The 20,126-nt window shown below is 63.6% G+C and carries 19 protein-coding genes and 3 pseudogenes; 10 read left to right on the top strand and 12 right to left on the bottom strand.

Translation table 11 applies throughout. The annotated features are described in order from the left end of the window. The first annotated feature begins 114 nt into the window (after positions 1-114). The 4 genes from H0I86_RS23605 to H0I86_RS23590 are packed head-to-tail and all read left to right on the top strand — an operon-like array spanning position 115 to position 3,620. Positions 115-723 (top strand): paraquat-inducible protein A, encoded by a 609-nt coding sequence (locus tag H0I86_RS23605; protein WP_023966714.1) that lies wholly within the window; start codon positions 115-117, stop codon positions 721-723. Continuing rightward, positions 723-1,337: a paraquat-inducible protein A gene (locus H0I86_RS23600; protein WP_009050358.1), complete on the top strand. Its 615-nt coding sequence runs from the start codon at positions 723-725 to the stop codon at positions 1,335-1,337. The genes H0I86_RS23605 and H0I86_RS23600 overlap by 1 nt, the downstream gene beginning before the upstream one ends. Next, complete coding sequence (locus tag H0I86_RS23595; protein ID WP_180922384.1) at positions 1,330-3,018, top strand: PqiB family protein; 1,689 nt, start codon at positions 1,330-1,332, stop codon at positions 3,016-3,018. Before H0I86_RS23600 ends, H0I86_RS23595 begins: the two co-directional genes overlap by 8 nt. Beyond that, positions 3,015-3,620 (top strand): PqiC family protein, encoded by a 606-nt coding sequence (locus H0I86_RS23590; protein WP_180922383.1) that lies wholly within the window; start codon positions 3,015-3,017, stop codon positions 3,618-3,620. The genes H0I86_RS23595 and H0I86_RS23590 overlap by 4 nt, the downstream gene beginning before the upstream one ends. 247 nt (positions 3,621-3,867) lie before the next feature. On the opposite strand, the gene H0I86_RS23585 is transcribed toward H0I86_RS23590, so the two are convergent. Together H0I86_RS23585 and H0I86_RS23580 are read right to left on the bottom strand one after the other, a co-directional pair. Then, complete coding sequence (locus H0I86_RS23585; RefSeq protein ID WP_180922382.1) at positions 3,868-5,484, bottom strand: inorganic phosphate transporter; 1,617 nt, start codon at positions 5,482-5,484, stop codon at positions 3,868-3,870. 297 nt (positions 5,485-5,781) lie between these two features. Further along, positions 5,782-6,804 (bottom strand): transporter, encoded by a 1,023-nt coding sequence (locus H0I86_RS23580; RefSeq protein WP_180922381.1) that lies wholly within the window; start codon positions 6,802-6,804, stop codon positions 5,782-5,784. A 207-nt stretch (positions 6,805-7,011) separates the two neighbouring features. Between H0I86_RS23580 and H0I86_RS32585 the strand changes: the two are divergent. Then, positions 7,012-7,767: pseudogene (locus H0I86_RS32585) on the top strand (methyl-accepting chemotaxis protein); the annotation flags it as partial. Between the two features lie 165 nt (positions 7,768-7,932). Then, a complete protein-coding gene (locus tag H0I86_RS32580; RefSeq protein ID WP_373351071.1) occupies positions 7,933-8,700 on the top strand; it encodes a methyl-accepting chemotaxis protein in 768 nt (255 codons plus the stop codon). Between the two features lie 62 nt (positions 8,701-8,762). Here H0I86_RS32580 and H0I86_RS23570 read toward each other — a convergent pair whose 3' ends face one another. Next, positions 8,763-9,080 carry a PepSY domain-containing protein gene (locus tag H0I86_RS23570; RefSeq protein ID WP_180922379.1) on the bottom strand — a complete coding sequence of 106 codons (318 nt, stop codon included), beginning with the start codon at positions 9,078-9,080 and terminating at the stop codon, positions 8,763-8,765. Positions 9,081-9,233: 153 nt separating this feature from the next. On the opposite strand from H0I86_RS23570, the gene H0I86_RS23565 reads away from it, so the two are divergent. Next, positions 9,234-10,121 (top strand): sterol desaturase family protein, encoded by an 888-nt coding sequence (locus H0I86_RS23565; RefSeq protein ID WP_180922378.1) that lies wholly within the window; start codon positions 9,234-9,236, stop codon positions 10,119-10,121. 1 nt (position 10,122) lies between these two features. Here the strand turns inward: H0I86_RS23565 and H0I86_RS23560 are convergent, their stop codons facing one another. Continuing rightward, a complete protein-coding gene (locus H0I86_RS23560; RefSeq protein ID WP_180922377.1) occupies positions 10,123-10,800 on the bottom strand; it encodes a helix-turn-helix domain-containing protein in 678 nt (225 codons plus the stop codon). Positions 10,801-10,810: 10 nt separating this feature from the next. After that, positions 10,811-11,935 (bottom strand): glycerophosphodiester phosphodiesterase, encoded by a 1,125-nt coding sequence (locus H0I86_RS23555; protein WP_180922376.1) that lies wholly within the window; start codon positions 11,933-11,935, stop codon positions 10,811-10,813. A gap of 250 nt (positions 11,936-12,185) precedes the next feature. Here H0I86_RS23555 and H0I86_RS23550 point away from each other — a divergent pair, with 250 nt between their 5' ends. After that, a complete protein-coding gene (locus H0I86_RS23550) occupies positions 12,186-12,518 on the top strand; it encodes a DUF2025 family protein (RefSeq protein WP_180922375.1) in 333 nt (110 codons plus the stop codon). Between the two features lie 31 nt (positions 12,519-12,549). On the opposite strand, the gene H0I86_RS23545 is transcribed toward H0I86_RS23550, so the two are convergent. Both H0I86_RS23545 and H0I86_RS23540 read right to left on the bottom strand, forming a co-directional pair. After that, the gene (locus tag H0I86_RS23545; RefSeq protein WP_180922374.1) at positions 12,550-12,873 is read right to left on the bottom strand and encodes an antibiotic biosynthesis monooxygenase family protein; all 324 of its coding nucleotides are present in this window, start codon (positions 12,871-12,873) and stop codon (positions 12,550-12,552) included. Then, on the bottom strand, positions 12,870-13,589 hold the full coding sequence (locus tag H0I86_RS23540) for a CTP synthase C-terminal region-related (seleno)protein (protein ID WP_180922373.1): 720 nt from the start codon (positions 13,587-13,589) through the stop codon (positions 12,870-12,872). Before H0I86_RS23540 ends, H0I86_RS23545 begins: the two co-directional genes overlap by 4 nt. 25 nt (positions 13,590-13,614) lie before the next feature. Here H0I86_RS23540 and H0I86_RS23535 point away from each other — a divergent pair, with 25 nt between their 5' ends. Beyond that, positions 13,615-14,565, top strand: a complete 951-nt coding sequence (locus tag H0I86_RS23535; RefSeq protein ID WP_180925900.1) for a LysR family transcriptional regulator — start codon at positions 13,615-13,617, stop codon at positions 14,563-14,565. Position 14,566: 1 nt separating this feature from the next. Here the strand turns inward: H0I86_RS23535 and H0I86_RS23530 are convergent, their stop codons facing one another. From H0I86_RS23530 to H0I86_RS23515, 5 genes and pseudogenes are all read right to left on the bottom strand, one after another. Further along, positions 14,567-15,106 carry a DUF1003 domain-containing protein gene (locus H0I86_RS23530; RefSeq protein WP_180922372.1) on the bottom strand — a complete coding sequence of 180 codons (540 nt, stop codon included), beginning with the start codon at positions 15,104-15,106 and terminating at the stop codon, positions 14,567-14,569. A 91-nt stretch (positions 15,107-15,197) separates the two neighbouring features. After that, a pseudogene (locus tag H0I86_RS32575) lies at positions 15,198-15,635 on the bottom strand (methyl-accepting chemotaxis protein); the annotation flags it as partial. Between the two features lie 165 nt (positions 15,636-15,800). Then, positions 15,801-16,427 (bottom strand): annotated as a pseudogene (locus H0I86_RS32570) (PAS domain-containing protein); the annotation flags it as partial. A 433-nt stretch (positions 16,428-16,860) separates the two neighbouring features. Next, a complete protein-coding gene (locus tag H0I86_RS23520) occupies positions 16,861-17,937 on the bottom strand; it encodes a diguanylate cyclase (protein WP_180922370.1) in 1,077 nt (358 codons plus the stop codon). Positions 17,938-18,162: 225 nt separating this feature from the next. Next, positions 18,163-18,771, bottom strand: a complete 609-nt coding sequence (locus H0I86_RS23515) for a TetR/AcrR family transcriptional regulator (protein ID WP_180922369.1) — start codon at positions 18,769-18,771, stop codon at positions 18,163-18,165. Positions 18,772-18,973: 202 nt separating this feature from the next. Between H0I86_RS23515 and H0I86_RS23510 the strand changes: the two genes are divergently transcribed. Beyond that, entirely contained in the window at positions 18,974-20,032 is a 1,059-nt protein-coding gene (locus H0I86_RS23510; protein WP_180922368.1) for an MBL fold metallo-hydrolase, read from the top strand. The last annotated feature ends 94 nt before the right edge of the window (positions 20,033-20,126 follow it).

The following is a 20,126-nucleotide window of genomic DNA, read 5'->3' as shown; positions in this document are numbered from 1 at the left end:
TGGCGCACCAGAACGTTTGCAGTCCTCAGGTAAAACTAGACACCATCCTCTACTTTTGCAGAGAATACGCGCCATGGATCAGCGCCCTCCGCTGTCCCACCTGACTCGAAGACCATGACACTCTCTCCCAACTGGATCATCTGCGAGCATTGCGATTCGCTGTACGAATCCGTGCCGCTTGCAAAAGGCCAGACTTCCCAGTGCTCGCGCTGCGGGGCGGTGCTGGAGCGCGCCCAACACCTGAACGTGCAGCAACTGCTGGCGCTGTCGATCACGGCGGCGCTGCTGTTCGTGTTCGCCAATGCCTTCCCGGTGATCGGCATCAGCCTCGAAGGCCTGAGCAACGAAGCCACCCTCTGGCAGTCGGTCGAAGCCCTGGCCCAGGGCCGCATCAGCCTGATCGCCGCCGTCACCGGCCTGGCCATCATCCTTGCGCCCGGCCTGCAGATCGCCTTGCTCTGCTGGGTGCTGGGGTTCGCCAATATCGGGCGCGCGGCGCCGGGCTTCAAGGCCTGCATGCGTGCCCTGGAGCACCTGCGGCCGTGGAGCATGCTGGAGGTGTGCCTGCTGGGCATCCTGGTGGCCATCGTCAAGCTGGCCGGCATGCTCGACGTGCACCCGGGGCTGGGGTTGTGGTCGCTGGCGATGCTGACGGTGCTGATCATCCTGATCTCCGGCAAGGGCATCCGCCGCCTCTGGAACGACCTGGAGGGCCGCTACTGATGAGCCAGCCTCCCTATGCCCGCGACCTGGGCCTGATGCTGTGCCACACCTGCGGCCAGACCTGCCCGCAGGACGTTCACTATTGCCCGCGCTGCGAGGCCGTGGTGCACGCGCGCAAACCCAACAGCCTGAGCCGCACCTGGGCCTTCCTGGTGGCCAGCCTGATTTTCTACATCCCGGCCAATGTGCTGCCGGTGATGTATACCCAGATCTTCGGCAGCGGCAGCGAAAACACCATTCTCAGTGGCGTGCTGGAGTTCTGGCAGCACGGCTCCTGGGATATTGCCCTGCTGATCTTCATCGCCAGCGTGGTGGTGCCGTGCATCAAGTTCTTCGTCCTGGGGATGCTGCTGATCACCTGCCAGCGCCGCAGCCACTGGGCGATGCGCGAGCGGGCCAAGCTGTACCGTTTCATCGAGGTGATCGGCTACTGGTCGATGCTCGACGTGCTGGTGGTCGCCCTGGTGGCGGCGCTGGTGCAATTCCACGCCCTGAGCTCGATCGAGCCGCGCATGGGCATCCTGTTCTTTGGTTTGGTCGTGGTCCTGACGATGTTCGCGGCCATGAGTTTCGATCCCCGGCTTATCTGGGATGTAGAGGTTGAAGATGTCTGATCATCCAGGTTCCAACGCTTCAAGCGCGCCAGCGAGGCCGGGTACCCCCGCGGTCAGGACGCGCCGGTTCAATATTTCGCTGGTGTGGATCGTGCCCATAGTCGCGGCCCTGGTCGGCCTGTCGATGCTGGTGCACAAGTCGCTGTCGGCCGGCCCCGAGATCTCCATCAGCTTCCAGACCGCCGAGGGCCTGGAGGCCAACAAGACCCAGGTCAAATACAAGAACGTGGTGATCGGCAAGGTCACCTCCATCGCCCTGAGCAAGAACCGCAGCAAGGTGATCGCCAAGGTCGAGCTGGACCAGTCGGCGGAGTCCTTCACCGCCGCCGACTCGATGTTCTGGGTGGTGCGCCCGCGCATTGGCGCCGGCGGCGTGTCCGGGGTCGACACTCTGCTGTCGGGGGCCTTTATCGGCGCCGACGCCGGCCAGGAAGAGAAACGCAAGAAAAGCTTCGTCGGCCTGGAGACGCCACCACCGGTGACTTACGGGCAAAAGGGCAAGCGCTTTACCCTGCGCACCGATGACCTGGGCTCGCTGGACGTCGGTTCGCCGGTCTATTACCGGCGCATCGAAGTGGGACAGGTGATTTCCTACAAACTGTCGGATAACGGCAAGGGCGTGGATGTGCGGATCTTTGTCAACGCGCCCAACGACCAGTTCGTCACCACCGACTCGCGCTTCTGGAACGCCAGCGGCGTGGACGTGACCCTGGGCGCCAACGGCCTGAAGGTCAACACCGAGTCCATGTCGTCGATCCTCGCCGGCGGCATCGCCTTCGTCGAACCCAAGTACAGCCCCAACGCCAAGCCGGCCGAGGAAAACGCCAGCTACCAGTTGTTCGCCGACCAGGACACCGCGCTGGCGCCGCCCGACGGCGACCCGTATTACATGCGCATGCGTTTCGACCAGACCCTGCGCGGGCTGGCGCTCAATGCGCCGGTGGAATTCCTTGGGGTGAACATCGGCCGGGTGGTGTCGATGGACCTGGATTACGACGAGCAGAAAAAGAGTTTCTCGACTCTGGTCGGCGTGGTGATCTACCCGGCGCGGCTGGGCAAGGTCCATCAGCAACTGGAGAAGCTCAGCGGTGCCGACGAAAGTCGCGCCGGCTACCTGATCAGTACCTTCGTCCAGCATGGCCTGCGGGCCCAGGCGCGCAGCGGCAACCTGCTGACCGGCCAGCTGTATATCTCCATGGACTTCATCCCCAACGCCAAGCCGGTGCCCTTCGATGCGACCGCGCGGCCGCTGGAAATCCCCACCGTGCCAGGCGGGCTCGACAAGCTGCAGGAACAGTTGCAGCGAGTGGTGGAGAAGATCAGCAAATTGCCGATTGATGCCATCGCCAACAACCTCAACGGCAGCCTGACCGAGATGCAGAAGACCTTGGCGAACGTCAACGGCAAGGTATTGCCAGAGATGCGCGACACCCTGGAGCAGACCAAGAGAACCCTGACCTCGGCCAACGACAGCTTCGCCGAGGACTCGCCGCAGCGCCTGCAACTGGGCCAGGCGATGGACGAAGTGCAGCGCACCGCCCGTTCGGTACGGGTGCTCACCGACTTCCTCAGTCGTCATCCCGAAGCACTGATCCGTGGGCGGCTCAAGGACAACCAGCCGGACGCCTACAAATCCTCGACCTCGTCTTCTCGTGAGCCTGAATCGGAAGTCCAGCCATGAAAAAAACTCTAGCGTTGCTGATCGCGTCCCTGGGCCTGGCGGCCTGCAGCTCGGCGCCGACCCATTACTACACCCTGATGCCGCCGGCGCCCGAGCCGGCGCCTGCTGGCGTCGCGGCGCCGGCCCTGCAATTCGAGATGGCCGGGGTGCGCATCCCGATGCAGGTCGACCAGCCACAGCTGGTGGTGCGCCAGGACGGCGGCACCCTGGCGATCCTGGAAACCGCGCGCTGGAGCGCGCCGCTGGTGGATGAGTTCCACGATGCCCTGGCCAGCCAGATGGAGCAGCAACTGGGCACGCGTAACCTGGAAGGCCTGCCCAAGTCGGCGGGGCAGCCGATCCTGTCGTTGCAGACCGATGTGCGCCGCTTCGAATCGGTGCCGGGGCGTTATGCACTGATCGACGTGGTGTGGAACCTGCGCCTGCGTGGTGACGGCGTCGAGCGGCGCAGCCTGATCTGCAGCAGCCGCATCAGCCAGCCGGCCAGCGTCGATCTGTCGAGCCTGGTCCAGGCCCATCAGCGGGCCATCGACGAGCTGGCCAAGCGCATCGTCGGCACCGCCAAGCGCTGGGCGCAGAACCCGGCCACCCGCTGTTCCTGAATCTCCCTGCGCGCCGTGGCGTTCAGACGCTTAGGGTTGAGCGCCTGGCCCGGCAGGACCGCCCCAGACAGCCACAGTCCATGTAGCCGCTGCCGCAGGCTGCGATGGGCCGCGCAGCGGCCCCAAAACCTGACTCCGCGATCTTCCTGATATTGCACGTTGTCCCGTTGGCCAGCCCTGCGGGCTGGATCGCAGCCTGCGGCAGCGGCTACATGAGTACGTGGCAGGATTCAGAACAATGCAGGGCTCAGAACAATTGGGTGAACAGCCAGTACAGGCTGCCGGACAGCAGGATCGCCGCGGGCAGGGTCAGCACCCAGGCCATCAGCAGGTTGCGGATGGTCTGCATCTGCAGGCCGCCGCCGTTGGCGACCATGGTCCCGGCCACCCCTGAAGACAGCACGTGGGTGGTGGACACCGGCAGGCCGAACATATCGGCGGCGCCGATGGTCAGCATCGCCACGGTTTCCGCCGAAGCGCCCTGGGCGTAAGTCAGGTGGGTCTTGCCGATTTTCTCGCCGACAGTGACCACGATGCGTTTCCAGCCGACCATGGTGCCCAGGCCGAGGGCGATGGCCACGGCGATCTTCACCCACAGCGGAATGAAGCGTGTGGCGTTGTCGATCTGCTGCTTGAACAGTTGCAGCTTGCCCTGGGTGTCGGCGTCGAAGTCGCCGACCTTGTTCTTGTCCATCAGGCGGATGGTTTCACTGCTCAGGTACATGTCGTTGCGCACGTTGCCCATGGCTTCGGCCGGCACCTTGGCCAGCGAGCCGTAGCCCTTCACTTCGTCACCGATATGACCGGTCAGGGCGGCCAGGGCCGGGACCAGCTGCGGCGTGGCTTCCTTGCTGCGCACATAGTCGGAAAGCACCGCGCGCGGGTCGGCGGGGGCCGGTTGCGGGGCGCTTTTCACCAGGGCCTGTTGGGTGACTTCTGCCACCGCGGCGAATTGCAGGGCCTGGTCGGCCGGCATGGTGCGGTTCAGCGCGTAGGCCATGGGCAGGGTGCCGACCAGGATCAGCATGATCAGGCCCATGCCTTTCTGGCCGTCGTTGGAACCGTGGGCGAAGGACACGCCGGTGCAGGTGACGATCAGCATGCCGCGAATCCACCAGGGCGGCGGGGTGTTGCCCTTGGGCGCCTTGTACAGCGCGCGGTTCTTCACGAACAGGCGCAGGGCCAGGAGCAGCAGGGCGGCGAAGGCGAAGCCGATCAGCGGCGAGAACAGCAGGGCGTAGCCGACCTTGGTGGCCTGGCTCCAGTCCACGCCGCTGGTGCCGTCGCGGCCGTGCATCAGGGCGTTGGCCACGCCGACGCCGATGATCGAGCCGATCAGGGTATGGGACGACGAGGCCGGCAGGCCCAGCCACCAGGTGCCGAGGTTCCACAGGATGGCGGCGATCAGCAGGGCGAAGATCATCGCGAAGCCGGCCGACGAGCCGACCTGCAGGATCAGTTCCACCGGCAGCAGGGCGATGATGCCGAAGGCCACCGCGCCGCTGGACAGCAGCACGCCGAGGAAGTTGAAGAAACCCGACCAGACCACCGCGAAATGTGGCGGCAGCGAGTGGGTGTAGATCACCGTGGCCACGGCGTTGGCGGTGTCGTGGAAACCGTTGACGAATTCGAAGCCCAGGGCGATCAGCAGCGCCATGCCAAGCAGCAGGAACGGGGTCCAGGTGGTGACCGTGGTGCCCAGCTCGTGCATGTCGTGCATCAGGCTGTAGGCGGTGAACAACAGGCCCATGGCGAGGATCGCGAAGAACACCACGAGGGTGAAGGGGCTGGCTTTTTTATCCAGCTGCGGTCTGGCTTCGAGGGAGGGGGAAGGGGAGGCGGCGGTCAGTGAAGGGGTGGCCATTGCCGGACAATCCTGTGGCAGGGAGGAGTGTCGCCCATGATCGTTGCCAAATATTACAGAGAGACTGCCTCAGGTCAGTGTTTGGGTGAATCCTTTAACCACTGGTCAAGAAGCAGCGCCCTTTTCTGTAGGAACGAGCGGGCGGCGATCCGACTTGCCCGCGATGGCGTCTGTAGCCGCTGCCTCAGGCTGCGATCGGTCTGGGTTGCATTCGGAACACGGCCGTGGCGGCCTTGAAATTGCCGGAGGTCCTGCGGACCTTGGGCAGCCTGCGGCAGCGGCTACAGGGAATAGGGCCTACATATCCTGGCGCTTGCGAAACGCCCAGCGGCCGGCGATGACGGTGAAGGTGGCGACCAGCGCGACGAGGATCCAGAAACCTTGCGGGTCCTCGGAGAAGGGGATGCCGCCGACGTTCATGCCGAAGAAGCCGGCGATGATGTTGATCGGCAGCGCCAGCACCGTGACCACGGTCAGGGTGAACAGGGTGCGGTTGGTCTGTTCGTTGATATTGGCGGCGATCTCTTCCTGCAACAGCTTGATCCGCTCGCCGAGGGCGGTGAGGTCGTTGATGATCAGGGCGAACTCCTCGGTGGACTTGCGCAGCTCCTTGACGTCCTCCTTCTGCAGCCATGACGGCGGCCGGTTGAGCAGCCGCAGCAGCGAACCGGGCTCCAGCGCCAGCAGGCGTTGCAGGCGCACCAGCACCCGGCGCATGGCTCCCAGTTCGGCGCGGTTGGTGGAGATCCGCGCGGCCAGCAACTGGTCTTCGATCTGGTCGACGTTGAGGCTGGTCTTGCGCACGATCTGGGTCAGCACTTCGCCCTGGTCGCGCAGCAGGTGCACCAGCAGTTCCAGGGGCGAGCGGAAACGTTCGCCGGCCTTGACCGAGGAGCGCAGCTTGTCCACCGAATGCAAGGGTTGCAGGCGCGCGCTGACGATCAGCCGGCTGTGCACGCAGACCCACAGGGTGGAGATGTCCGAGGAGACCATGCTGCCGAAGTTGAACACTACGTCGTTGACCACCGCCAGCAGGGCCGAGTCCACATGCTCGATGCGGGTCGAGCGCGAGCCTTCGTGCAAGGCCTCGAAGAATTCTTCCGGCAGGGCCAGGTGGGTCTGCATCCAGCGTTCGCAGGCGGCATGCGCCAGGTTCAGGTGCAGCCAGAGAAATTCATCGCCATCGTCCGGCCGTTGCAGGGCTTGCAGGGCCTTGGCCGAATCCAGTTCGCGACCCCGCTCGCCGGGACGAAACGCAAAGCCGTAGAGCAGGCCGAACAGATCCGAATCGCGATGGGCATGGTCGATGCTGTGGTTCATGGAGTCTCGCAGGAGGGAAGGCACCTGCGGTTTTACAGGTTCACTTGAGCCCGATCATCGCAAGGCCCCGTGACCATTTTGTGACGGTTTGAAGTGCAGCATTCAGCACGTATAACCGGCTGTCGGAGGCCCTCAAGAAAGCCTCTTCCAGGCCGATCACGCATACGACGACTGCGCGACCGGCTTGCCCCGGTTCGCCTGACAGGGATGTTTGCACGCTACCCATGCCCGCCTCGGGCGTGCTCTATCCCTGTTGAGAGATCTCATTCGATGTCCTTGCAAAAATCCCTGAGGGCGCAAGTCCTGGCTTTGTTGAGCGGCAGCCTGCTGGCGATGCTGTTGATCGCGCTGACGTGTTTTCACTTCCTGTCCAATGGCGTGCAAGGTTATCGCGAGCTGATCGAGGGGCCGTTGCGCACCTCGCAGTTGATCGATGAAGCCAACCTGCAATTCAAGGTCCAGGTGCAGGAATGGAAAAACGTATTGCTGCGTGGCAAGCAGAGCGCCGAGCTGAACAAGTACTGGCAGCAGTTCGAGGATCGCCAGCGCGATGTGCAGGGCATTCTTGGCCAGTTGGCGGCCGGGCCGGGCATAGACGCGGCGCTCAAGGGCCGGATCGAGCGCTTGCGTGAAGAGCACCGGGTGCTGGGCACGGCGTACCAGAAAGGCCGCGATGCCTTTGTCGCCGCCGGTGCCGATCCGGCCGCCGGCGATGCCGCGGTCAAGGGCGTGGACCGCGCCGCCAGTGAGCAGATGAGCGAACTGGTGAGCGAGTTGCGCAAGCAGGGCAGCGAGCAGTCGCGGGACATCAGCGCTGCCGCCCAGCGCACGGTCTGGATCGGCCTGCTGGTGATGCTGGCCTCGGGTTTGCTGATCGGCCTGCTGAGCCTGTGGCTGGTCAACCGCAGCCTGGTGGAACCGATCCGCCAGTTGATCGACTACGTGGCGCAACTCAGCCGTGGGCGGATTGCCGAGCGTGTTGCCAGCAGCCGCCAGGACGAGTTGGGCAAGCTGGCGGTGGCCGCCAATACCTTGCGTGATTTCCTCGCCGAAACCTTCAGCCGCCTGCAGCGCAGCGGGTCCGACCTGGACAGTGCCAGCGGCGAGTTGAATGCCATTGCCACCCTAATGTCCCAGGGCACCAACGACCAGTTCAACCGCACCGACCAGGTCGCCACGGCGATGAACGAAATGTCCGCCACCGCCCAGGAAGTGGCGCGCCATGCGGCGGATGCGGCGCGGGCCGCCGATGACGCCGACCAGTCGGCCCAGCAGGGCGAGCAGGTGATGCAGGGCACCATCCACACCATCACCCTGATGCGTGGCGAAATCGCCAACACCGCCGAGGTGATCCGCCGCCTGGAAGCCGACAGCGAGCGCATCGGCAAGGTCCTGGAAGTGATCCGCGGCATCGCCGAACAGACCAACCTGCTGGCGCTCAACGCCGCCATCGAGGCGGCGCGGGCCGGCGAGGCCGGGCGTGGTTTCGCCGTGGTCGCCGACGAGGTACGCAGCCTGGCGCAGCGCACCGCGGCGTCGATCATCGAGATCAACCAGATCATCCAGAGCGTGCAGACCGGCGCCCTGGACGCTGCCCATGCGATCGAGAGTGGCCAGGCGCGCAGCGATGCCAGCGTCGAGCAGGTGACCCAGGCCGGCGCCATGCTGGAGCGGATCACCGAGGCGGTCGAGGCGATCCGCGACATGAACCGGCAGATCGCCACGGCGGCGGAAGAGCAGACCTCGGTGGCCGAGGACATTTCGCGCAACCTGACCGAGATCACCTCGATCGCCAGCACCAACCTGGATAACGTGCAGCGCACCGAGCGCGCCAGCCAGAACCTGCACGAACTGTCGGGGCAGTTGAACGAGGTGACGGCACGCTTGAGTGCCTGATGCGCCAGTGAACAAAAAAAGCCGCGTGCCTTTTGGGCACGTGGCTTTTTTGTCCTGAAGAATTACTTGTCTTGCTTGTTGCTCAGGACCTTGCCGGTCTTGGCATCCAGATCGACGTCCCACTCGACGCCCTTGGCGTCACGCAGTTCCACTTGGTAGACGTAGGCACCGGCCGAGGTCTGTTCCAGTTCGGTGTCGGTGATGCTGGCGGCGGTGGTGCCTGGGTGTTCGGCCAGTGCCGTCTGGTTGAGTTTTTCCAGGTCCATGATGGTGCCGGCCTTGAGCAGGCCCGGGATCAGGTCCGGGCGCACGTCGGCCTGGGCCAGGCCAGCGGTCAGGGTCAGGGCGGTCGCGGCGAACAGGGCAGTCAACGTTTTCATAGTGTCTTTCCTTGGGGTGATTCGTTTTGAGTGGGTTCAGATTAGCCGGCACAACTTAATTCACCCTTAATTCGCCGCAAGCTTTGCGCCGTTTGTTCAATTCCAGTAGCCCTCGGGTATTTCAAGCTGTGCTCTCGAACAGGAGAGGCAGTGATGAAATCCATGATCAAAGGTTTGTACGGTCCGGCGTTCTTTGCCGGCTTCATCGGCGCTGGCGTGTGGGTGATCGGCACGCCGGGGTTGGCCCCGGGCTGGTTGTTACTGGTGTTCGCCGGGGCGCTCGGGGTGTCCTTCCTGGCGGAGTGGTGGTTGCCCTATGAGGTGGACTGGAACCGCCCGCAGCAGGATCGCTTGCGCGACGTGTTGCACGCGCTGGTCAATGAAAGCCTGAACGCCCTGGGGTTGCTGCTGTTGCCGGGGCTGGTGAGCCTGCTGGCGTTCGATGGCCTGTGGCCGCGCGGCTGGTCGCTGTGGGCGCAGTTGGCGCTGGCGATTGTCGTCGCCGACTGCGGCCTGACCCTGGCGCATTACTTCAGCCACCGGCTGCTCTGGCTGTGGCGCCTGCACGCGGTGCATCACAGCGTGCAGCGCTTGTATGGCTTCAACGGCTTGATGAAACACCCGCTGCATCAACTGCTGGAAGCCAGCGCCGGGCTGTTGCCGCTGCTGTTTTTGGGAGTCCCCTTGCCGGTGGCGCAACTGCTGGCGTTTGCCATCGCCATCCAGCTGCTGTTGCAGCACTCCAATGTCGACATGCGCCCCGGTCCCCTGGGCTGGGTGTTCGCCTGGGCGCCGATGCACCGCTTTCACCACATGAAGTACGGCACCGCCGGCAATGTGAATTTCGGCCTGTTCTTGAATGTCTGGGACTGGCTGCTGGGCACGGCGTTTTACTCCTCGGCCTATCCGATACGCCAAGGCGACTTGGGCATCGGCAGCCAGCCGGATTATCCGCAGGCGTATTGGCGACAATTGCTCGCCCCCTTCAGCAGGCAAGCCGTCCATGAGGAACCGCCGGTACCCTTGCCGCTGCGGCGTTGAGTCAGTCCAGCAGGCGCAGCTCAATGTGTTGCAGGGCCTGGCGCGCAGTGACGCCGAACAGGGTTTTCAGGGTGCGGGAGAAGTGCGCGGAATCGGCAAAGCCGGCGCCATGAGCAGCATCGGTGATGGCCTGGCCCGCCAGCACCAGGCCCATCGCCAGGCGTAGTCGCCGCCACAGCACCAGGCGCCGCACCGGCAACCCGAGCTGGCCGCTGAACAGCCGTTCGAGCTGGCTCAGGGACAGGTGCGCATGGGCCGCCAGGGTGCTGGCCGAGACCTTGCCGGTCAATTGTCGGTCGAGGGCGGCCAGGGCCTTTTCGATCCGCCGGTCCAAGGTCCGGCGCGGGCAACGCTGCAGCGCCTCGGCCAGCGCCGGCAGCGTCAGCTCGACACCCAGCAGGCTGTGTTGCAGGGCCTGGGCGTCAATCGTCAGCGGTTCGGCGTAGAGGGTGAAAAGGGTCCCGGGCGCGTCGAGGATGGCATGCCGTTGCATGGCCGGAATGAACACATATCGGGCGGTGCAAGGCTGGTCGTCGAGGCTGACGGTGACCGGTGCAGCGGAGGCGAGGATCAGTTGATGGGCGTAGTGGGCGTGGGGCGCGGTGCGCCCCAGCTCGCCCTGGATCAGTCCGTAGTCACGCCCGAGCCACAGCTGGCCTGTCCACTCGGGCGTGCGCACGGCGACTGGCTCAGTAGCCGTTGGCCTCGAGCAACTGGCTCACGCTGCCGCTGGCCGGACGCTTGGCGTACTTGAGCAACTCCGAGGCGCGGTTGGTGAAGATGCCGTCGACACCGGAGTCCAGGACCTTCTTGAAGTCCACCGGCTCGTCGATGGTGTAGACGTGCACCAGCAGGCCCTGGTCGTGGGTGAACTGGTTCATCCAGGGTTGCACCAGGTCGAAGTAGCTCTGGTCGCCGCCGTTGGTGAGTGCTGCCGACGGGCCGGTGCCGATGGCGCCCTGGGCCTTGGCGTAGCTGACCCACTGCTCGAACTCGGCCTTGTCCTTGGGTTCCTGCTTGGCGTAGTAGGCCGCCTTGTCCTTCTCGCCGCTGTTGGCGAAGGTCACGTCGGACTTGGGCCGCATGCCGCCTTCACCGATCCACAGCAGGAGGATCTTCGGCACCTTGGGCATTTCTTTCTGCAGCAGTTCCAGGCTGCTCTTCTCGAAGGTCTGCAGCACCACCTTGCCTTTGCCCTGGCCTACCGCCAGTTCGCTTTTCGCCAGCTTGGAGCCGGCCGGGCTGAGCCAGCCGCGGTCCTGGAGTTTTTCCTTGAGGTCGTGCTCGATGCCGGGGAACTGCTGGGGCTCCTTGGTCTCGATGTACAGGCCGGGCTTGTGATGCGGGTTGCTTTGGGCGATGTCGATGATTTCGTCGAGGGTCAGGATCTTCAGGCCGACGTAGCTCGCACGGGCGCGGTCGGGATAGGCCTGGTTGAACCAGCTGCCGGCGTCGAGGGTTTTCAGTTCGGCCATGGTGAAGGCATTGGCCGGGCTGTCCTTGCGCTCGGGGAACTTGCTGGCGACGTCGGTGGTGCGTTGCAGGTTGTTGTCATGCAGGGCGAACAGCACGCCGTCCTTGCTGCGTTGCAGGTCCATTTCCAGGTAGTCGGCACCCAGGTCGCGGGCCAGCTTATAGGCGGCGGCGGTGGACTCCGGTGCATCGAAGGACGCGCCCCGGTGAGCGATCACTGTCGGGTGTGGAATGCCTTGGCTGACAGCCAGTGCGGTGGGGCTTGGGCTGGCGGCCTGTGCCTGGCCCAGGCCAAGCATCAGGCTCAGCATCAGGGCGCTTTTGGTGAAGGTGGCAGGCATGGTCGAGATCCTTTCGTGGAGAGCGGTTTTCAAAGGACTACCTTTTAACAATTGAATGGCCGTTGTGCTATCGCGAAACCGACATAAATCTGCATGTGCGGCAAATTTTCCGGCGCTTTTGTGTAGTGCTTTGCAGTACGCTTGCGCCCTGAAGTTTCCCCGTCAGAGGGAAGCCCTGGAACAAGTCCACTCTTGCCCTGCGTGTAAACCATCGATCACCTGTCCTGCGAGACACTCAGTGAGGTTTACCATGCGCATCACATCCGAACTCATCTGCCAGGCCGCCGACCAGCTCAAGGGTTTTGTCGGTTTCAACCGCAAGAGCGGCCAGCACATCGTGCGCTTCAGCGAAGACTCCTTTGGCATGGACGTCGCCGACGACGCCATCACCCCCGCCAGCGAATTCGTCTGGGCCACCGCCGAGGGCCAGGTCATGGTGCTCAAGCGCGAGCTGATCCAGTTGCTGCTGGAGCAGAACATCGACGAGCGCATCAACATCAGCGAACCCTTGCGGGTGTACATGCGTCGCACCGACCTGCCGGAGATTTCGGCGGTGCGCAATCGGGTGTCGGCGGCGCAATAGTCCAGGCGTTGGGCTTGGCGGGGGCGAGGTCTCAGCGTTCGAACAGATAGGCGCGTTCGACCTTGCACACCCGGGTATGACAGGTCACGTACCAGTCGCTGCGCCCGCGTTCACGGGCGATGCGGTGTTCGGCGTGCTGCTTCCAGGCAAGGATCGAAGCCTGGTCCCGCCAATAGGAGACTGTGATGCCGGAGCCATCCTCGTTACGTGCGAACTCCATGCCGAGAAATCCCGGCTGTTGTTGCGCCAGTTCGACCATGCGTTCGGCGGCCTGCTCGTAGGCCGGGTCCGGTTCGCGGCGCTGGGCGCTGAAAATCACCGCGTAATAGGGCGCCTCGGGTGTACGGGCGATCATGCGCGATGCTCCAGGCAAGCGGCGAGCAGCGCGCTGACCAGGGGCGGCACGACGCCTTTGAGCGCTGCCCGTTCTGGCTGGAACAGGGTGGCGACAAAGAACCGGTGGTCGCGCAGTTCCACCGCCCGCAGGTCGCCGGCCGAGTCGTAGCCGCTGGGGCGCAGGTTGTGGTTGAGCAATTGCGCGGCGAACTGCGGATTGATCCCGTAGCGACAGCGATAACCCTCGCTGATCTGTCGCTCGCCATAGGCTTCGGCGATGCGGCTGCCTGCGCTCAGATGAATGCTGTCGGTGGCTTCCACCAAGGCGCAGGTCAATGGCGTGAGCACGGCGCGCTCGGCCTCGGGATGGGTTTCGCCGTGTTCGGCATCGGCCCATCCCAGCACATTGCGCGCGTACTCCAGCAGCGCATGCTGAAAACCGCCGCAGGTGCCGAGGAAGGGGCGGTGTTGTTCGCGGGCAAAACGGATCGCCCGCAAGGCGCCGTCCATCGAACGGTAGGGGCTGCCAGGCACACACCAGATGCCGTCGAACGCTTGCAACGGCTCGTCGCGGGTCAGGCTGTCGGTGGCCATCCAGCGATAGTGCACCTTGAGGCCTGTTTCTTCGGCGGCCATTTCCAGCGTCCGGGGAATGGCCTGGTGCGCGATGACCTGAGGGTCGTAGTCGCCCACCAGTGCGATGTGCAGGGTGGGCGGATGAGCGAGGTGCGGCATGGACTGCTCCCGATATGGCCAGCGCTTGTCGATTGCTGGACGTCACTATAGATTGGCGCTCACGCACTCAATATTGGCGTTTATCCAAGTGATCAATGCAGCCACGCACTATCGGCTCGACTACCCCGATCTGTCGCTGATCCTCGCCCTGGTGCGCGGTGGCTCCCTGGCCCGCGCGGCGGCGTTGTTGAAGGTCGATGTGTCCACGGTGTTCCGTGCGGTGCGTCGCCTCGAAGCCGCGCTGGGCCAGCAGCTGTTCGACAAGAGCCGCGCCGGCTACCTGCCCACCGGCCTGGCCCGCACCCTGGCCGAACAGGCCGAACGCGCGGAACAGGCACTGGATGCGGCGCAGGTCGGGGTAGAGCAGGGCGGCGCGGTGGTCAGCGGCACAGTGCGCCTGACCTGTACCGACTCGGTGTTGCAGGGCCTGCTGTTGCCGGCGCTGGCGCAATTCATGCCGCGTTACCCGGCATTGGCCCTGGAGCTCAGCACCTCGAATGATTTCGCCAACCTCAGCCGGCGCGACGCCGACCTGGCCCTGCGCCTGACGCGCACACCGCCCGAGCACTTGGTAGGCCGGCAGCTGCGTGCGGTGTCCTACCGGGTCTGTGCCAGCCCGAGCTATCGGCAGTCGGTCGGGGCGACGGATCTGGCCGGGCTGACCTGGATCGCCCCGGACGATTTCCTTCCGGACCACGCCACGGTGGCCTGGCGCCGACAGGCGTTGCCCGGCGTGGTGCCAGGCTATCGCTGCAACAGCATGCTGGCGGTCAGTGAACTGGTGAAGGCCGGACTGGGCGTGGCGGTGCTGCCGGATTTCCTGCTCGATGACACCTCCGCCCTGCAACCCCTGAGTGATCCGCTGCCGGGCTGCGACACTGCGCTCTGGCTGCTGACCCGGGCCGACTGCCGGGCGCTGCGCGCGGTGGTGACGCTGTTCGACGAATTGAGCCAGCGCCTGCGTGCGCCGCAGTGAGTCATGCCTGGGGCGGGGCCTTGTGCAGGACGTGCTGGTGCATTTCCGAGGTCAGGCTTTCGATGCGTTCGGTCAGCTGTTTGGTCATCTCGGTCAGGCGGGTGTTCTGCTCCAGCAGTTCGAGCAGTTGCGCGGTGTGTTGCGCGGCTTGCGCCTGACGTTCGCTGTTGGCGATAGCGATGGCTTCGCGGTGCTGGGCATCGGCTTCGGTCTGGGCTTTGTCGCGCGCGGCCTGGCGGGTCTGGGCCAGCAGGATCAGCGGCGCGGCATAGGCCGATTGCAGGCTGAAGGCCAGGTTGAGGAGGATGAAGGGGTAGATGTCGAAGTGCGTCACACCGCTCAGGTTGAGTCCGATCCAGACCAGCACGATCAGGGTTTGCGCGCCGAGGAAGGTCGGGGTGCCGAAAAAGCGGGCGAAGGCTTCGGCCTTCAGGGCAAAGCGGTCGGTGCCGAAGGTCGGGGCCAGATGGGCATGGGGGCGGTGAAAGCGCAGGTGATCGACAGGGGCGGCTGAGGCTGTTTCGGATGGGGTCGGGTTCATGGCGGGCTCGGGGCGATGGGACTGCCGGTCACTATAGTCGGTTGCCCGACGCCTTCCCTGGCGTCGACACCGTTGATTGATAAACCCCGGTTCAGAGCGTAGCGCGCTCGTTGGCGAACATGCTCACGGCTTGCACCGCCTCGCTGGCACCGTCACGAATCTGCAGGATCACCGTGCCGGCCTGATCCGCAAGGTCCACGCCTTTGGCTGCCCGGTCCCGGGTGCCGTCCATGCTTTTGATGGCTTGCTGGGTTTCGTGCTGGATCATGTCGATCATCCCCGAGATTTCTGCGGTCGAGCCGCTGGTGCGGGCGGCCAGTTGCCGGACTTCGTCGGCGACCACGGCAAAGCCGCGGCCCTGGTCGCCGGCGCGCGCGGCTTCGATCGCGGCATTGAGCGCCAGCAGGTTGGTCTGCTCGGCGATCGCACGGATGGTGTTGACGATGGCGGTGATCTGCTCGGAACGCTCGCCGAGCTTGGCGATTTGGGTCGAGGAGTCTTCGATGTTGGCGGCGATCTGACGCATCTCGCTGGCCGCCTGCTGGATCACCGCGGTGCCCTGTTCGGCGACTTGCCGGGTTTCCACCGAGATGTGGTAGGCCTGGGTCGCGCTCTGGGCGTCCTGGGCGTGTTTCTCCACCATCGCCGTCACGTCGGAGGCGAACTTCACCACCTTGCACAGGCGCCCGGCGGCGTCGTACACCGGGTTGTAGTTGGCCTCCAGCCATACCGATTGCCCACGTTTGTCGACGCGCTCGAACTGCCCGCTGAAGAACTCGCCCTGGTTGAGGCGCCGCCAGAAGTCCTGGTAGTCGCTGCTGTTGGCCAGCTCGGGTTTACAGAAGATCCGGTGATGCTTGCCCTTGATTTCGCTGAGGCTGTAGCCGAGGCGATCGAGGAAGTTCTGGTTGGCCGTGATGACGCTGCCGTCGAGGTTGAACTCGATCACCGCCATGGCGCGGTCGATGGCATGCAGCTTGCCCCTGGACTCGCTTTCCTGCTGGATTTTCTCGGTGACGTCGAGGGCGTACTTGACTACCTTGAAGACCTTGCCATCGGTATCCCTGATCGGGTTGTAGCTGGCCTCCAGCCAGACCGGCTGGCCTTTGGCATTGACGCGCTCGAAGGTCCCCGACTCGAACTGGCCGTTTTTCAGGCGGGTCCAGAGCTCGCGGTATTGATTGCCGCGGGCAAGCTCGGCGGTGCAGAACTGGCGATGGGGGTGGCCGATGACCTGTTCTGCGCGATAGCCCATGGTCTTGAGGAAGTTGTCGTTGGCCCTCAGGACTGTGCCTTCCAGGTCGAACTCGATCACCGCCATCGAACGGTCGATGGCCTCGAGCAGGCTGGCTTGCTGGGCGATGGTGTGGTGCAAGGCGTCGATGGTTTTGTTGTGGCGGTTGAATAGCATGATGGCTGGTAGCTCAGTGGGAAAAACCTGGAGTCAGTCTCTGTTGTCTGCGCCTGCATGCCGAAAGCCCCGGGGCCTCGGCCTTGTCTGCTCAATGCCAGCATTCCATGACTGGCAGATAACCTTGGAAGGGCACGACCCTGTCCGGAGCGTACCCTTGCTCAACGTCTGAGGTGAGACGCTGGGCCTGCGGGTTAATTTAGGGAAGTTATGTTGCACGGCCGAGAATGGCTGGCTCGGCTTTTTTGGGATAACCGCATGGCGGCATTATGCCGGCTTGGCTCGGAGTGGTGTTCGTGGAAGTTGTACAAGATGTTGGTTTTTTACATTTTTGTATAACTTTTCAAGGGCCGGTCGGCACGGCAAGAAGGGTGTCGTTTACCGGACTGGCGGCGGCGACTTTGTTGCGCCCGGTGTTTTTCGCGGCATACAGGGCTTTGTCGGCCTCCATGAGCCACATTGCGGCATCGCGCAACCCCGGGTGCCAGGCGGCCAGGCCGATACTCAGGCTGACCCTGAGTTGTGGCACGCCCGGATGGCGATAGTTGCCGAAGACTTCCCGCAGCCGCTCCAACACTTCGCGGGCCTGGTGGATCGAGGTCTCCGGCAGGATCACGCAGAACTCATCGCCGCCATAGCGCCCGGCCAGGTCGTCCTGGCGCAGGTTGAGCTTGAGGTCCCGGCTCAACTGATGCAGCACGGCGTCGCCGAGGATATGGCCGTAGCTGTCATTGATGTGTTTGAAGTGATCGATGTCGATCAAGGCAATGGTGCCGTGGCAGCGTTGTTGCTGGCACTTGGTGAACTTGAGGTGCAGCAGGTCTTTCCAGGCGCCGTGGTTGAGCAGGCCGGTCAGGCTGTCGGTGCGGCTCAGCGCGCTGAGGGTGCGTTTGTGCTCGGAGAGTTTGATTGCCAGCCGGTAGCAGACCATGCCTACTGCCATCGGATAGAGAGTCAGCATCGGCAGGCAGGCGTATATCTGCATCTGGGTGGCATGCCCGGTGAAGGCAGGACCGAGCAACAACCACGAAAGCACGACACCGCTCAGTTGTGCCACGGAGCCATGGATGAACAGGCGCAGGCCACCGGCTGCGACGTTATTCATCGCCATCATCGCCAGAATGGTCACCGTGGGCAGCGGATTGAACTGTATCGCCGCCGCCCAGAAACCACCGAAGAGCGAGTCGCACAGCAGGTTGTGGCGTTCGGCCTGGTAGGGGAAGGCCGCGCGGGTCGAGATCAGGTACGCCAGGTGCGGCCAGATAAAGCCGTTGAACAGCAGGAACAGCCAAACCCAGGTCGGTTGCGGCACCGGGTACAAGCCGGCGAATACGCTGAGGCTGCCGATCCCCAGGCCGACCAGCCTTGGCAGGTAAATACGCTTGGCAAATGACAGCCCTTTGCCTTGTTGGTTATCCATAAATTTCCATGCCAGCCCGGATTTGAAACACTTTGTGGTGTTTTTATTGGCCGTCACCCTTCATTGGGCAAGGCGGCGAACATTGTCATTTATTCCAAGAAGAATAATCAGTGTCCTTGCAAGCCATTTAGTGGAACGAACGTACGCAAACGCCCATTGCAGAGCGCTTGGTGCAAGTCGAGGCAGCCGGCAGATCCGCTGGTTGGAGCAACCGGGGGAAGGGCGTCAGGCTTGATAGCAGGCCAGGAACATGTCCAGCGTGGACTCGACGACGCGCCGCTGTTCGTCTTCCTTGAGGGGCGGCTGGTTCATGGTGATCTGCGGCCAGAAGGCAAACGCCTTGAGCATGCCGTGGAGCTGCTGGGCGGCGAAGTCCGGGTCCAGGGGCTTGAGCCGGCCATCCGCCCGGGCCGAGCGAATCCACACCATCAGGCTTTCTTCACGCTCGCCCATGCGCGCCACCATGTACTGGGCGCGTTCGGGGGAGTGCAGGGTAGCGGCAATCGCAATCCGCGCCAGGTTGAGGAAGTTTTCATCGGCCAGCAGTTGCAGCTTGGCCATCAGCAATTCCCGCAACTGTTCACGCAGGGTTAATCCGGGGTGGTAAAGAATGTCCGCTTGCGCCCTGATGCTCGCCCATAACTTATGCATGATCTCGGTGAACAACTCCTCCTTGCTGGGGAAGTGGTTGTACACCGTGCGCTTGGACACTCTGGCCGTTGCCGCGATCTTGTCCATGCTGGTGATATCGAACCCGCTGGCGTGGAATTCGGTAATCGCCGCCTGGATGATGGCTTCGCGTTTGAGGTCGGTCAGGCGCTTCGGAGCTGTCATAAGTTGGGTTCGATGGCGGTCGTTGGCAGTTGTCCGGGGCAGTTTACTTAGTCCCGGGTTTGTTGCAATCTAGAAAAACTATACTGTGCAGTGTAGTTTTTGACAGAAAAAATGATGGTCGGCTGACGCTTGCGTGCATTGGCCTTTCTCGTTCCGCAGAGAATCACCGGAGCCTTGTCGGGTTCCTTGGAGTCACTGATTCATGGCCACTCTCTCTTCCCGTGCAGACAGCACCTCACGCCCCGAAACGTCCCTGCAGGAACAAGGTGCGTTCCGTAATCATGCGCCGGTCCGGCGTGCCGGGCTGGGCAAGACGCTGAGTATTTTCTGGCGCATGTTGTTCCACAAACCGCGTGATACCCGTCCGATCGGGGCTATTCCGGTCCAGCCATTGACCCACGAACAGCTGCTGGCGGCGCCGAACCAGAGTGTCTATCGCCTGGGGCATTCGACGGTGTTATTGAAGCTGCACGACAAGTTCTGGATCACCGATCCGGTATTCGCCGAACGCGCATCGCCGGTGCAGTGGGCTGGTCCCAAGCGTTTCCACCAGCCGCCTATCAGCCTGGCCGAATTGCCGCCAATCGAAGCGGTGATCCTGTCCCATGACCACTACGATCACCTGGACCACCAGACCGTGCTCAAGCTGGCGGACAAGACCCGCTATTTCCTCACGCCCCTGGGCGTGGGCGATACCCTGGTGAAGTGGGGCTTGCCGGCCGACAAGGTGCGCCAGCTGGACTGGTGGGAAGGCACGGAAGTCGATGGCATTCGTTTTATCGCCACGCCTTCGCAGCATTTCTCCGGCCGTGGCCTGTTCGACGGCAACAACACGCTGTGGGCGTCCTGGGTGATGATCGATGGCGACATCCGGATCTTTTTCAGCGGTGACAGCGGTTACTTCGACGGCTTCAAGCGGATCGGCGAACGTTACGGCCCTTTCGACCTGACCCTGATGGAAACTGGCGCCTACAACGTCGAGTGGCCGGGTGTGCACATGCAGCCGGAGCAGACCTTGCAGGCGCACATCGACCTCAAGGGCCGCTGGTTGTTACCTATCCACAACGGCACGTTCGACCTGTCGATGCATGCCTGGTATGAACCGTTCGACCGCATCCTCTCGCTGGCCTGGGAGCGCAGCATCGCCATTGCCACGCCGCAGATGGGCGATGCCTTCAACCTGGCGCACCCGCAACGGGGGCACGCCTGGTGGATAGAGGTCGACCCCATGGCCGAGCAGGTAACGGCAAGCGATCTGTAGACCCTTCATCGGCTACTCCCTGAGCCCGGCCATCGCCAGGTTGCCGTGTCCGGGCCTGGGGAGTATCTAGAAAACTCCCCCAATGCCCCGACGG

Source organism: Pseudomonas chlororaphis subsp. aurantiaca, assembly GCF_013466605.1.
GTDB classification, from domain to species: Bacteria; Pseudomonadota; Gammaproteobacteria; order Pseudomonadales; family Pseudomonadaceae; genus Aquipseudomonas; species Aquipseudomonas chlororaphis_I.
The sequence above is the reverse complement of the archived record's forward strand: the minus strand, read 5'-3'. Positions and strand labels throughout refer to the sequence as shown.